Source organism: Skermanella aerolata KACC 11604 (assembly GCF_000936425.1).
GTDB lineage: Bacteria > Pseudomonadota > Alphaproteobacteria > Azospirillales > Azospirillaceae > Skermanella > Skermanella aerolata.
The window spans coordinates 1-12,544 of sequence record NZ_AVFK01000080.1 but is presented as its reverse complement, the minus strand read 5'-3'; the positions used below and the strand labels follow the sequence as shown (position 1 = coordinate 12,544).

Annotated in this window: 15 protein-coding genes; 12 read left to right on the top strand and 3 right to left on the bottom strand. The window is 63.7% G+C overall.

The genetic code is table 11. From position 1 onward, the window contains the following. The 3 genes from N826_RS44565 to N826_RS45050 all read left to right on the top strand — a co-directional run. On the top strand, window positions 1-316 hold a 316-nt coding region (locus N826_RS44565; protein ID WP_044437367.1), incomplete at its 5' end, for a hypothetical protein. A 771-nt stretch (window positions 317-1,087) separates the two neighbouring features. Next, window positions 1,088-1,576: a transposase-like zinc-binding domain-containing protein gene (locus N826_RS45055; RefSeq protein ID WP_063772374.1), complete on the top strand. Its 489-nt coding sequence runs from the start codon at window positions 1,088-1,090 to the stop codon at window positions 1,574-1,576. Continuing rightward, window positions 1,573-2,028, top strand: coding sequence for an IS1595 family transposase (locus N826_RS45050; RefSeq protein WP_211099491.1), 456 nt, complete (start codon window positions 1,573-1,575; stop codon window positions 2,026-2,028). The genes N826_RS45055 and N826_RS45050 overlap by 4 nt, the downstream gene beginning before the upstream one ends. A 152-nt stretch (window positions 2,029-2,180) precedes the next feature. On the opposite strand, the gene N826_RS36710 is transcribed toward N826_RS45050, so the two are convergent. Next, on the bottom strand, window positions 2,181-3,083 hold the full coding sequence (locus tag N826_RS36710) for a glycoside hydrolase family 1 protein (RefSeq protein ID WP_211099490.1): 903 nt from the start codon (window positions 3,081-3,083) through the stop codon (window positions 2,181-2,183). Window positions 3,084-3,210: 127 nt separating this feature from the next. On the opposite strand from N826_RS36710, the gene N826_RS45045 reads away from it, so the two are divergent. Then, entirely contained in the window at window positions 3,211-3,369 is a 159-nt protein-coding gene (locus tag N826_RS45045) for a hypothetical protein (protein WP_211099489.1), read from the top strand. 204 nt (window positions 3,370-3,573) lie between these two features. Here N826_RS45045 and N826_RS43915 read toward each other — a convergent pair whose 3' ends face one another. Continuing rightward, window positions 3,574-3,960, bottom strand: coding sequence for a hypothetical protein (locus N826_RS43915; RefSeq protein ID WP_052832731.1), 387 nt, complete (start codon window positions 3,958-3,960; stop codon window positions 3,574-3,576). A gap of 305 nt (window positions 3,961-4,265) precedes the next feature. Between N826_RS43915 and N826_RS36700 the strand changes: the two genes are divergently transcribed. The 7 genes from N826_RS36700 (at window position 4,266) to N826_RS36670 (ending at window position 10,922) form a co-directional block, all read left to right on the top strand. Further along, window positions 4,266-5,696, top strand: coding sequence for a DUF7125 family protein (locus N826_RS36700; RefSeq protein ID WP_211099488.1), 1,431 nt, complete (start codon window positions 4,266-4,268; stop codon window positions 5,694-5,696). Beyond that, window positions 5,693-6,073, top strand: a complete 381-nt coding sequence (locus N826_RS36695) for a response regulator (RefSeq protein ID WP_044437361.1) — start codon at window positions 5,693-5,695, stop codon at window positions 6,071-6,073. The genes N826_RS36700 and N826_RS36695 overlap by 4 nt, the downstream gene beginning before the upstream one ends. Before the next feature lie 120 nt (window positions 6,074-6,193). Continuing rightward, on the top strand, window positions 6,194-6,394 hold the full coding sequence (locus N826_RS45040) for a DUF6364 family protein (protein WP_044437360.1): 201 nt from the start codon (window positions 6,194-6,196) through the stop codon (window positions 6,392-6,394). After that, entirely contained in the window at window positions 6,387-8,087 is a 1,701-nt protein-coding gene (kaiC, locus tag N826_RS36685) for a circadian clock protein KaiC (protein ID WP_044437358.1), read from the top strand. The genes N826_RS45040 and kaiC overlap by 8 nt, the downstream gene beginning before the upstream one ends. Beyond that, window positions 8,084-8,443 (top strand): circadian clock KaiB family protein, encoded by a 360-nt coding sequence (locus tag N826_RS36680; protein ID WP_084721505.1) that lies wholly within the window; start codon window positions 8,084-8,086, stop codon window positions 8,441-8,443. Before kaiC ends, N826_RS36680 begins: the two co-directional genes overlap by 4 nt. Continuing rightward, the gene (locus tag N826_RS36675; protein WP_044437356.1) at window positions 8,440-8,772 is read left to right on the top strand and encodes a circadian clock KaiB family protein; all 333 of its coding nucleotides are present in this window, start codon (window positions 8,440-8,442) and stop codon (window positions 8,770-8,772) included. Before N826_RS36680 ends, N826_RS36675 begins: the two co-directional genes overlap by 4 nt. Window positions 8,773-8,774: 2 nt before the next feature. After that, window positions 8,775-10,922, top strand: coding sequence for a response regulator (locus N826_RS36670; RefSeq protein WP_169789489.1), 2,148 nt, complete (start codon window positions 8,775-8,777; stop codon window positions 10,920-10,922). Window positions 10,923-11,067: 145 nt separating this feature from the next. Here the strand turns inward: N826_RS36670 and N826_RS36665 are convergent, their stop codons facing one another. Next, complete coding sequence (locus tag N826_RS36665) at window positions 11,068-12,042, bottom strand: recombinase family protein (RefSeq protein WP_063772373.1); 975 nt, start codon at window positions 12,040-12,042, stop codon at window positions 11,068-11,070. A gap of 175 nt (window positions 12,043-12,217) precedes the next feature. Between N826_RS36665 and N826_RS36660 the strand changes: the two genes are divergently transcribed. Then, the coding region (locus N826_RS36660; RefSeq protein ID WP_044437354.1) for a hypothetical protein at window positions 12,218-12,544 on the top strand (327 nt) is incomplete at its 3' end.

Sequence of the window (12,544 nt, the reverse complement as noted above, 5' to 3'; positions counted from 1 at the left end):
GAGCGCTCTGGGTCTCGTCCTGTGGCAGCACCGGGCATTCCGCTTCGAGCTGACCGCGACCCACCTGTGGTTCCGGGCCGGTGCTTCCACACCCACCATCCTGATCCCGCTGAACACCATTCATCAGGTCGAGCCGGTGGATTATTGGGGAAGACCACTGACCTGGGATCAGCTCAGGGCAATCGGCTCTCTCCGGCTGCTCTTTCCGGACGGTTCCAGCATCACTGTCGCCGGCATCCGCGAACCGCGTGAGGTTGTCGGCGCCGTCCGGGTGCTGAGGGACCTTGGTCCTGCTGGTGTCGACAGGCCGGAATGACGACTGCGCGACCGGCAGCAACTAATCCGCACTTTGACTGGTGCTGAGAAGCCTGTAACTAAAAAGAAAATTTTCCGTCCTCCACGCCCGGCGTTACGCGCCTCGTTTCCGTTGCGAAGACGGATGCACCGCAACGCTTCTTCAGGGTCATCAACGTTCTGGTAGTCGAGCCATCCAACAGGACGATGACCAGAATATCAGGGTTGGATCGATAACACTGGCCTCAGGGAACCGATCTGGCAAGCTGCCTACAGGTGCCTCCGTAGCGATCACACTGAACCGACAGAAAATTGGGTAAGTCCAGGTCCTGGTCTTAAGGCCCTTCCGGTGCTGGATATCTGTTGCTGGGGCATTGCGGCCCGTTCCACGAGGAAACGCATTCATAACCCTGTGGCAGATCGGCGGAGGTGCAGACCGGTGACGCCATCGGCTGCGCCGGCGCAGCTCTTCCGGGATCACCTGGGAGATGCACCCTATTGAAACAGATGCCGCCAGGGTCACGAGGAAGGATTTCATAGCGAGCCATAGGACTGTGATGGTCGGAACGACGAAGTCGCAGGGCTGATAGGATGTCCCTGAAGCTTCCGCGTGAGCAGCGGTGCTGCCTGTGCAGTTCCTTAACTACTGTGATTTGATTTAGGCTCATATCGGGTTTTGGGGTGATGAGTTTCTGGTATAGTGCCCAGTGGTTGGGTTGCGGTATCGAGTGTGATGAAGACGGTTTTATCCGGTTGATCAGGGGGACGATCCTCCTGCCGAGTTGAAGGTTCCATGGGCTCCGACCTGATCCGCCTGTCCGCGCTGCTCGATGACGCCAAGTGCTTCGACCTGATCCGGCAGCATCGCTGGCCGGACGGCGTGCGGTGCGCGTCCTGCGACAGCGGCCAGGTTGTCCGGAACGGCTGGGACGATGCCCGTCACACGCGCCAGCGCTGGCTGTGCAAGGACTGCAAGGCGCGCTTCGACGACCTCACCGGCACGGTTCTGGCCGGCCATCATCAGCCCTTGCGGGTCTGGGTGCTGTGTCTGTATTTCATGGGCCTCAACCTGTCGAACCGGCAGATCGCCCAGGAACTCGATCTCAACGAGGGCGACGTCCAGGCCATGACCGGCCAGCTCCGCCAGGGTCTGGTCGAGCGCCAGCCCGACGTCCGGCTCGACGGTGAGGTGGAGGCGGACGAGGTCTACGTCGTGGCGGGTCATAAGGGCAACCCGGCCGCCGTTCAAAAAAAGGCCGGCCGGGACGCCGGCGGCGGCTGAAAGGCGAACGCGGTCGCGGCACCCTGGAAAAGGAGAAGCCTCCCATCCTGGGGCTGATCCAGCGCGGCGGCGAAGTTGTTCTCCAGATGCTGCCCAACGTTCAGCAGGCGACCATTCAGCCGATCATCACAAAGACTATCAGCTCGGGTTCGTTGGTCTATACCGATGAATACGACATCTATGCCCGCCTGGAAGACTGGGGCTATGGTCACAAATCGGTCTGCCATGCCTGGGGTGAGTATGCCCGCGATGACGATGGCGACGGGTTCTGCGAAGTCCACGTCAATACCATGAAAGGCTTCTGGTCGCTGCTCCGCTCCTGGTTGCGTCCGCACCGCGGCATCTCGCAGGAGAAACTGCCGATCTATCTCGGCTTTTTCCAGTTCGTCCACAACACCCGCCGACGCGGAAAAGCCCTTCTCGGAGCCCTTATCGCCGCCTTGGTCGCATGACTGGCCGCCATCACCCCAAAACCCGACATGAGCCTTGATTTAATCACGACATTCAAGCGATGTATCACCGGCAGTGGTATTCGACAGGGATAAAACGGATCGCATAAACCGTGGCAGGGCCTGTCATCGCCGCCGTCCGGTCTTATGCGGGATCACCTGTCATCGGTCGCACCGCTTCGAAGCCTGTCGAACCGAACCTGCTGACGCAGCAGCTCATCAGCCAGCGGGGTATGAACCAGTCGCTGGCCGACCTTGTCGGGAAAACCCAGAAGTCCTACCTTGCAGTGCCGCCCATTGCTCCAGCCTGGATAATCCGTAACCGGATAAAGACAGATGCCGTCCACCGGCACACCCTCTTCAAGTGCCGCGCAAACCTCGTCGCAGACGTACCGGAACCAGGGGACGCGGACATCTCCCTCCGCTCCGGTTTCCGCAACGATAAGCGGCTTGCCATAGCGCCGGTGAGTTTCCAGCAGCAGCTCCCGGAACGGATGGTAGAGCGGATGGCAGCGCTCAATGCTTCGTCCACCCAGGAACCACTGATTGCCGGGATAGTAGTTGACACCGACGATGTCGAGACAGCCGGGATTTTCGCCGAGGTCAGGCCGGTTGCGGCCGGCCAGCATATCCCAGGCCTCGTACTGGGCCCGTCGGTAACGCTCGGCGCCGACGCGGGAGCGCGGCGATCTCGGGATGACGTTGATGACGGGATCGATCTGCACGAACCGGGCACCGGGATCGATGCCGCGGATTGCTTCGATGGCAGCAATCGAGGCGCGCACCAGCTGGACCTTCAGCTCGGCACCCCGACCCCGCGCATGGAGATTGAACATAGCCCTGTCTCCGCCGGCCCATGCCCAGTACGAAATCTCGTTGACGGGCGCGTAGAAGGGCACGCCGTCCGTTTCATCACGCACCAGGGAAGCAACGGCCGCCGCGAAGCGCGCGGAGCGGTCTACGAAGTCGGGTGACCATATGTCGATGTGATCGGGCCAGCCGTAGTGGCACAGATCCCAGACGACCTGAAGGCCGGCCTCCTGTGATGCACGGAGCATCGGCAGGAAGCTTGACCAGTCATAGCTATGGGGTGTCGCCTCGACAAGATGCCAGCGAACACCATCGCGAACTGTGCCGATGCCGTGGCCAACCAGTCTCCGGTTAGTCTGCCGTGACAAAACGGTCATGATCAGTGGCGGCGATCAGGTCGAGCCGACGGCGGTCACGCCGCCGATGCGCCGAGCACTCGAAGCCGGCCATGAAGAAGCTGTTGAAGGTGCTGGCTCGGTACATTCCTCCCTTGCCGAGCAGACAGGGAAATCGCTCGAAGGACCGCTTCACTGAAGATGGGCCTCGAGTTCCTTTTGTATCCGACTAAAAGATCAGACATTGAAGGAATCAAGGGGACTCATTCCGAGGCAACGGTCCTAATCCCAGGTAGCTGCACCTTTAAGCGATTGCTCTGCCTCAAGGTTGACTGGTTTAAGGCAGGCGGGAGCTCTTTCCGCACCGCTTGCCCCGTAGCGTTTTCGACTGATCGCTTCCTCATCATGTCTCCGGCAAATGAGTCAGCTGGTTCTCTCGAACGACCCGTTCATGACCATCCCGCACATTCCTGACCCGGTACTGGTTCTCCGGACCCTGCGGCGGCAGCTGGCGGACAATCTCATAGAGGCCAAGGGATACTGTGCCGGGCGTAAAATCAACAACCTGGCCGATCTGGTACTTATGCTCCCCGACTGCGGACATGACCCTGGCTGGCAGCTGGCTGCGGCGGATCGCCCGGTGGTCGTTGATTTGCCTGTTTGAAAGCGCTCCAGTTACAGGCTTGTCGCTGGAAACCAGCCCGATGGACGGCTCAACAACCGAAGCTTTCATTTTCAGAGGATCTTGTTTCTTCGCCGTGGGGTTGCCCTGTCCTTGACGAGGGGTCATGGCATTTCTCCAGATGATTAGCGGGCGGGAAAATTGACATGCTGGTACGTGACCTGCCCTGGTTTTTCACACCTTTATGAAAAGGCGCTTTATATGGGTTGAGGCAACGTCATCCCAGGTCCTTTCGCTGCATTCCCTGGCGTGGTGTCGGCGCAACCGATATCCAGTGGCAATTATCAACATCCCGGCAAGGTACGGCAGACCCTGCTGCTTTTCACGAGTAGTTTGACAAACTACAGATCGGAATCGACTTTGGGTATTCGGTTATCTGAAAGGTACTGCGCGTGCACAGAGGTGGAGCATCGGTGACGACCGGGGTCGATGGGCTGGATACGGTTCTCGGAGGCGGGCTCCTGGAGGGGCGGGCCTACATCATCCAGGGCCAGCCTGGTGCCGGCAAGACGATCCTGGCCAACCAGATCTGCTTCCATCACGCGGCCGCGGGTGGCAAAGCCCTCTATGTCACATTGCTGGCCGAGTCGCACGCCCGGATGATCGAGAACCTGAGCAGTCTTGAGTTCCTGGAGCCGTCGCTGGTGCCGGATGGGGTCTACTACATCTCCGGCCAGCCGGCGCTGAAGGAAGGTCTCGACAGCCTGGTCCGGCTGCTGCGCGGTGAGATCAGGCGCCATGGCACGACGTTGATGGTCCTCGACGGACTGCTCAATGTGCGCGAGGCCGCCAGGTCCGGCTTGGACTTCAGGGAGTTCATGCAGAACCTCCAGGGGCAGGCGGACTTCGCGGGCTGCTCGGTTCTGATGCTGACCAGCACCGGTCTGCCCATGGCCAGCCCCGAGCACACCATGGTCGACGGTGTCATTGAGCTGACCGACGACCTCTCAGGTGTTCGCACGACCCGGCACCTGATGGTGACGAAGCACCGCGGCGGGCCCCATCTGCGCGGGCTGCACCAGTTCGACATCGTCGAGCGCGGGGTTGCCGTGTATCCGCGCCTCGAAGCGCGGTACGGCCAGCCATCGCGAGGCGACACGGCTGGGACCGAGCGGATGTCGTCCGGCATCGAGACCCTGGACGCCGTGCTGGGTGGGGGACTGCCCGCTCCCTCCATGACGCTCGTGCTCGGTGCCTCGGGAACCGGCAAGACCACGACCGGCCTGCACTTCCTGGCAAGGTCCTCGCCCATGGAGCCGGGACTATACTTCGGCTTTTACGAGACGCCACCGCGCTTGCTGTCGAAAGCGGCGGCTGTCGGGATTGACCTCGGCGCCCTGGTCGATCAGGGGGCTGTGGAGATCCTGTGGCAGGCGCCGACGGAGAACCTGCTGGATGGGCTTGGACATCATCTGCTGGAGGCGGTTGACCGGCGCGGCGTGCGGCGTCTGGTGATCGACAGCATCGGCGGCTTTGAGCGCGCTGCCGAGCATCCCCGCCGGCTGCTGGCGTTCCTGACCGCGCTGACCAACGAGCTGCGCGTCCGGGGCGTCACCACGGTCGCCTCGTGGGAACTGCGGCAGATGCTGGGATCCTCGATCGAGGCCCCGGCGGTCGAGATCTCGAGCCTGGTCGAGAATATGGTGGCGCTGCGCTTTGTCGAGCTTCAGGCGCGGGTCCGTCGGATCCTTGCCGTTATGAAGATCCGGGATGGCGCCTACGACAGCCAACTGCGGGAGTTCGAAATCACCGATCGCGGGATTGAGCTGGCTTCGGCACCGGACGGCGCCGAAGCCCTGCTCGGTGGCTTTGCCCACAAACGTGATGAGCAGGCCAGCCGATGAAGCGCGCCCTGGTGGTCGATGACGAGACGATCATCGCGATGAACCTCGCAATGGCGCTTGAGGAAGCCGGGTTCGAGGTCGTTACCGCCAGCAACGGGCAGAAAGCCCTGGATCTGTTTGCCAGGGATGGTTTCGACATCGTGGTGACCGATTACATGATGCCGCGTAAAAACGGGGTTGAACTGGCGCTCGCTCTCCGCGACGGTACGTGTTCAAGCGATGTGCCGATCGTGCTGGTGAGTGCGGCGCCGGGTGCAGTCATGCAAACAAACCCTGACCTGTTCGCCGCCTTCCTTCCGAAACCTGTCAGGGAGGAGGACATACTGCGCGTTGTTATCGGTCTGCTGAGCCCTGTAACAGGCCCTGCTGATGCATAAGATCAATCGCGCAAGCTTTTATCACACCTCCTCTGAACGCTTTCCTCAGTGAGTGACTGATTGTATTGCACTCCGCATCATGGTGCGATAGCCTGTGGCAAAGCACGGAGACCCTCGTTCATGAAGAAGGCCATCACGGTACGCATCGACCCTGACCTGCTGACCGCGGCCCAGCAGTGCGCGCGGCAGGAAAACCGATCGCTGACCAATCTGATCGAGACAGTGCTCAGGCACTGGATTTCCGGCAAGGCGGCAGCCGACACCCCAGTCGCTGCCTTTTCCAGTTCCAACACGAAGTCTGCGATGCCCGATCATGACTGATGTCGCGCCAGCCCCCGCCCGTGAGGCGCCGTCACTTGTCAAAGCGCCGACCGGCATTGACGGGTTCGACGACATAACTATAGGTGGGCTGCCGGCGGGGCGACCGACCTTGGTCTGCGGCGGCGCCGGCTGCGGCAAGACCCTGCTGGCCATGACCTTCCTGGTCAATGGTGCCGAGCAGTTCGATGAACCCGGCGTGTTCATGAGCTTCGAGGAACGGGCTGAGGATCTTGCCGCCAACGTCGCCTCGCTGGGCTTCGACATTCCCGGACTGGTCGCCCGGGGCAGGCTGATGATCGATCACGTCCGGGTCGAGCGCGGCGAGATCGAGGAAACCGGCGAGTACGACCTCGAGGGATTGTTTGTCCGGCTCGACTACGCGATCTCGAGCGTCGGCGCCCGGCGGGTCGTGCTCGACACGGTCGAGGCCCTGTTCTCCGGCTTCACCGACACCGCGATCCTGCGCGCCGAACTGCGGCGGCTGTTCGGCTGGCTCAAGGACCAGGGTGTCACCGCGATCATCACCGGTGAGCGCGGCGCGGGGCAGCTCACCCGCCATGGTCTGGAGGAGTACGTCTCGGACTGCGTTATCCTGCTCGACAACCGGGTCGAGGATCAGATCACCACGCGCCGCCTGCGCATCGTCAAGTACCGCGGCTCGGCTCACGGCACCAACGAGTACCCGTTTCTGATTGACGATCAGGGCATCAGTGTCCTGCCGGTCACTTCCGCCGGTCTCGATCATGAAGCCCTGAGTGAACCGGTGTCGAGCGGCGTACCCGGGCTTGACGCCATGATGGCGACCGGCGGCTACTACCAGGGTTCGAGCGTGCTGATCTCGGGCGGCTCGGGCACGGGCAAGACGATCCTGGCGGCCCAGTTCGCCGACACCACCTGCCGGCGGGGAGAGCGCTGCCTGTTCTTCACCTTCGAGGAGTCGCCCGAGCAGCTGGTCCGCAACGTGGCGTCGGTTGGCATCGATCTCCGCCAGCATCTGGTCAGGGGTCTGCTGCGCATCGAGGCGGCGCGCCCGAGCCTGTTCGGCTTCGAGATGCACCTAGCGCGCATGATCCGGGATGTCGGACGGTTCCAGCCGGCTGGCGTCGTCGTCGATCCGGTCTCGGCGTTCCGCGGCCCCTCGTTCGAGATCCAGGCGACGATGCTGCGCCTGGTCGACAGCCTGAAGGCCGGGGGAGTCACCGGCGTGTTCACCAGCCTGACGCCGGCACATACGATGACCGAGGCGGATCACCGGATCTCGTCGCTGATGGACACCTGGATCTCGCTGCTCGACATCGAGGAAAGCGGCGAGCGCAACCGCGGCCTCTATGTCCTCAAGTCGCGGGGGATGAGCCACTCCAACCAGATCCGAGAGTACCGGCTGACCGAACACGGTGTTGAACTGAGCCGGCCCTATGTTGGAGCGGGCGGCGTGCTGACCGGCTCGGCGCGGGTCCTGCAGGAAGCCCGCGAGCAGGCCGAGACGGTCCGGCTTCGGCAGGAGGCGGAGCAGCGGCGCCGCGAGTTCGAGCGCAGACGCACCGCCACCGAGCGGCAGATCGCCGAGCTGCGGGCCGCACTCGAGGCCGAGGCGGCCGAGGTGGCGATGCTGAATGAGCAGGCCGACCTGCGCGAGCAGACCGCTGAACAGGACCGCGAGGCCATGGCAGCCAGGCGGGGAGCCGCGGAATGAGCAGCACCGACAAGCAGAACCCGCATCTCTACGTCGTCAGTTCAGCGCCGGATACCGGAGCTGGTTTGCCTGATGATTACTACAGCCTGCGTCTCTATGTCGCCGGACAGACGACGAAGTCGCTGGCGGCGATCAGCAACCTCAAGCGGATCTGCGAGGAGCATCTCGCCGGCCGCTACACGATCGAGGTCATCGATCTGCTGGACAGGCCGCAGCTCGCGGCGGGCGATCAGATCCTGGCCATTCCGACCCTGGTGCGCCACCTGCCGCAGCCTCTGAAGAAGATCATCGGTAATCTGTCAAACACCGAGCGGGTGCTGGTCGGCCTCGACATCCGGCGCGAGGACAGGAAATGACCGAGGGTCCAGCCGATCAGCCTGACCAACCGCAGTACGTTCTGCGGCTGTATGTAACGGGTTCCACCGCAAGATCGGCGCGGGCGATCGAGAACATGCGGCGGATCTGCGAAGACCACCTGGAGGGGCGCTACGATCTGGAAGTGGTCGATATATACCAGAACCCGACGGCCACGATCGAGCAGCAGATCATCGCCGCCCCGACCCTGGTGAAGCTGCTGCCCTCGCCCCTGCGCCGGATCATCGGCGATCTGTCGAACAAGGAAAAGGTTCTGGCTGGCCTGGACATCCACCTTCAATTGGACAAGCAGCTCGCCGATGAAGGATGATCATGCTGCCGCGGCCTGAGTCTCCGGACACGGCTTTGGAACGGCTCCAACGCGAGAACGTGGAGTTGCGCGCTCGGCTGCGCGAGGCCGAGGAAACCCTCGAGGCCATTCGCCAGGGCGACGTCGATGCCGTCGTGGTCGGCGGTGCGGAAGGTCACCAGGTCTACACACTCGAGAACGCCGACCGTCCCTACCGGATGCTGATCGAGCAGATGCAGGAAGGCGCGGTCACACTGAACGCCGATGGCCTCGTGCTCTACTGCAATCACCGCTTCACGGCCATGCTGGGATACTCTCAGGAGCGTGTCGTCGGCGGCGCCTTTCACCGTTTCGTGCCCGGGGAGGACCGTGCAACGGTTGATTGGCTGATCTCCAGCAGCGCCGAGGCGGGCGGTCGCGGCGAGTTCACTCTGGTGCGGGAGGATGGCGCCACCCTGCCGGTGCACCTGTCCTTCGCCGTCCTGGCCAGTGACGGTGAGCGGATTCTGTGCGGCATCGTCACCGACCTGACTGGGCAGCGGGAACGCAACCGCGAACTGGCCGAGACCAACGCCCGGCTCCAGGCCGAAATCGCCGAGCGCGAAAGTGCCGAGGCGCGGCTGCGCCAAGTCCAGAAGATGGAGGCGGTGGGCCAGCTGACCGGCGGTCTCGCCCATGACTTCAACAATCTGCTGATGATCATCGCCGGCAATCTCCAGCTGCTGGAGGCTCGCCTCACCGACGAGCGCCTGGCTCCGCTGATCGGCCACGCCCTGAGCGCCGCCGATCGCGGCGCCCGACTGACCGGACAGCTCCTGGCATTCTCGCGCCGGCAGGATCTTCAGTCCCGGAGTGTGTGCATCAACAGCCTTCTGCCGGCGCTGGCGCCTCTGGTGCGTCAGGCTATCGGCGCCGGCATAGCGATGGAGATCATCGAGGGAGAGGCTCTGTGGCATTGCTGCACCGATCCCAACCAGCTGGAGAACGCGCTGCTCAACCTGGCGATCAATGCCCGGGACGCCATGCCCGGCGGTGGCAGCCTGAGGTTCGAGACGGCGAACGTCACCGTGGATGCGGATGCCGCGGCGATCCTGCCGGATGCCCGGCCTGGACGCTACGTCGCGGTTTCCGTCATCGACACCGGCGAGGGCATGCCGCCGGACATCGTAGAGCGCGCGCTCGAGCCGTTCTTCACCACTAAGGAAATCGGCAAGGGCTCTGGTCTGGGCCTGAGCATGATCTACGGCTTCGTGCGCCAGTCGGGTGGGCATCTCACTCTTGAGAGTGCGCCCGGCAAGGGAACCCGGGTCAGCCTGCACCTGCCCTGGGCCGAACCGCCCCCGGCGGAAGAGCATGCCGAGGATCGCGTCCCGAGCCGGCAGGCGGCGAGTGGCACGGTGCTGGTAGTCGAGGACGATGCCGATGTCCGGCAACTGGTCGTCAGCCTAGTGGCGGCTCTGGGCTACAGCGTCCTGGACGCCGCCGACGGTGCCACCGCCCTGGAGATGCTCGACCGGCATGCTGCCGTCGATCTGGTGTTCTCGGACGTGGCGATGCCGGGCGGCATGAGCGGGATCGATCTGGCGCATCAGATCCGCCGGCGCTGTCCGGACACCGCCATTCTGCTGACCTCGGGCTTCACGGCGCGGGCACAGGTGCATGACCCGGCCCTGGCAACCACCTTCCCGATCCTGAACAAACCATACCGGCACGAGGATCTGGCCGAGGCACTCCAGCTTGCCCTCGAACAGCGGCCGGGGCTGGCACCAAGCCCTCCCTCGGCCGTTCTGATCGGTGAGACTGGGGAGCGGCAACCGCGCGTGCTGCTGGTCGAGGACGAACTGCTGGTGGCTATGGCAGTCCAGGAGATGTTTGATGAGCTTGGCTATGAGGTGGTCGGTCCAGTCGCCCGCCTTGACGAGGCGATCGCGGCCGCCCGCAGCGAGAGCCTGGACGCGGCGCTGCTTGATATCAGCCTGGCCGGTACACTCTCCTACCCGGTCGCTGATGTGCTGGTGGCCAGGGGCGTGCCCTTCGTCTTCGCCTCAGGGTATGGCCTCCCGCCGGACCGCAACGATTATTCCGGAATACCGACGCTCGTCAAACCGTACAGGATTTCTCAACTCGAGCAGGTGCTTGCCGGCCTGATCCGGAAGACTGCCTCTGACTGAAAAGCGATGCGATCCGGAACTCTCCACCGCGCCGACCATGCCGGCCTCTCTTGCACAATGTCTTCAAATTAACTGCACCAGCCGGCGCCTGGGTCTCTCAACGACCGCGGTATGGAGCGCTGAGGGCTTCCCACCCAGCAATCGGTCAGCCCTGCGTCATACTGGATTTCAGCGACCTTGGCGGGCGGCCGCGCCGGCGGGGAGCATCCGGTGCGGGAAGCGGCCGGTCTTCAAGAAGGCCCTGTGCGACCGCCTGGCCCAGCAGATTCTGCACCGACGACACCGACCAGCGGGTTTCGCCACGCGGCGTGCGACAGTGAAGGCCCTCGAGATGGCGGGCGATGTTGGCCAGTGTCGGTGGCTTCAGCGTCCTGACCGCCATGGCGACCAGCGTTACCAGGTCGTCGGTGTCGCGGCGGCGCGGGGTACGTTCCAGAACGCTCGCGTCCACGAAGCCGTCGCGGACCAGTCGGCGCACGGTACGCGCCAGGGCTGGGCCGGTCCAGCGACCACCATCCGGGCGGCGCGCCCCTGCCCTGTCGAGGCTGCGGGCCACAGTTTCCCAGGGATAGGCCGGACGCATTTCCCGGACGTGGTGCAGGATGTCATCGGCGACCCGCAGCACGTCAGCGTCGCGCCGGGCCTCGCGAGCGCTATGAACAGCACGCGCGGCCGCGTCCGAGCGAAGCCGGAGTCCCGGGTTGCCGCCAATGCGGCCCCGTTCCCGGGCCGAGCGGAGCCCGGCCTTCGTGCGTTCCCGGATCAGGGCGCGCTCGAACTCGGCGACAGCGCCGAGGATCTGCAAGGTGAAGCGGCCTTGCGGGCTGGTGGTGTCGATCGGGTCGCCGAGCGAACGGAACCCCGCCCCCCGGGCATCGAGCGTCTCGATGATCTCGAGCAGGTGGGCGAGCGAGCGGGCCAGCCGGTCGATGCGAACCACGACCAGGACATCGCCCCCAGCGCAGCGCTCGATGGCGCGCTTCAGCTCCGGGCGCGACCGGTCGCCTCCGGAGCCGTGTTCGCGGTGAATGACAGCGCAGCCGGCGGTCCTCAGTGCGTCGATCTGCGGGTCGGTCGTCTGCTCGTCGGTGGATACGCGGGCGTAACCGATCAGCGCCATGATGGAAGTCTCCGGTGATGTGAGCTTTTCTGTCATTGCTGGTTTAAAGGGGCGAAAATTGGTCAAGGCGTTTCAATGGGTTCAGTCCGGTTCCTGTACTTGGGGCAAAAAGCCGGGCAGGTATGAGGTTGAGTGAGGTTGCATCCGCTCTTTGCGGACCCGATTTGTTCCTGGCATGTCGGTTCCAGAGAAAATCCCGCTTTCCGAGCTGTCGCGTGGCGACCTTGAAGCGCTGACCGAACGCCTGCTGGCAGAGAACGCCGAGTTGAAGCAGGTGGTGGCGGAACGGCGTGCGGAGATTGCCAAGCTCAAGGGCGTTACGGGGCGTCCGGTGCTCCGGCCGAGCGGCATGGAGCAGAAGACGGAGCCGACGGACAAGGCCGGCAAGCGCGGCGCCAAGCAGTGCAAGACCGAGCGACTGGTCATTCACGAGGAGCGCGTCATCAAGGCCGGCGTGCCGGCCGGATCGCGCTTCAAGGGATACGAGGATTTCGTCGTCCAG

What these genes read in the sequence shown, in the direction of transcription:
- N826_RS43915 (WP_052832731.1), bottom strand. Translation starts at nt 3,960, where the DNA reads ATGACCCCTCGTCAAGGACAGGGCAACCCCACGGCGAAGAAACAAGAT.
- N826_RS36680 (WP_084721505.1), top strand. Translation starts at nt 8,084, where the DNA reads ATGAGCAGCACCGACAAGCAGAACCCGCATCTCTACGTCGTCAGTTCA.
- N826_RS36675 (WP_044437356.1), top strand. Translation starts at nt 8,440, where the DNA reads ATGACCGAGGGTCCAGCCGATCAGCCTGACCAACCGCAGTACGTTCTG.
- N826_RS36695 (WP_044437361.1), top strand. Translation starts at nt 5,693, where the DNA reads ATGAAGCGCGCCCTGGTGGTCGATGACGAGACGATCATCGCGATGAAC.
- N826_RS36670 (WP_169789489.1), top strand. Translation starts at nt 8,775, where the DNA reads ATGCTGCCGCGGCCTGAGTCTCCGGACACGGCTTTGGAACGGCTCCAA.
- N826_RS45040 (WP_044437360.1), top strand. Translation starts at nt 6,194, where the DNA reads ATGAAGAAGGCCATCACGGTACGCATCGACCCTGACCTGCTGACCGCG.
- kaiC (WP_044437358.1), top strand. Translation starts at nt 6,387, where the DNA reads ATGACTGATGTCGCGCCAGCCCCCGCCCGTGAGGCGCCGTCACTTGTC.
- N826_RS45045 (WP_211099489.1), top strand. Translation starts at nt 3,211, where the DNA reads ATGATCAGTGGCGGCGATCAGGTCGAGCCGACGGCGGTCACGCCGCCG.
- N826_RS36665 (WP_063772373.1), bottom strand. Translation starts at nt 12,042, where the DNA reads ATGGCGCTGATCGGTTACGCCCGCGTATCCACCGACGAGCAGACGACC.
- N826_RS36710 (WP_211099490.1), bottom strand. Translation starts at nt 3,083, where the DNA reads ATGCTCCGTGCATCACAGGAGGCCGGCCTTCAGGTCGTCTGGGATCTG.
- N826_RS45055 (WP_063772374.1), top strand. Translation starts at nt 1,088, where the DNA reads ATGGGCTCCGACCTGATCCGCCTGTCCGCGCTGCTCGATGACGCCAAG.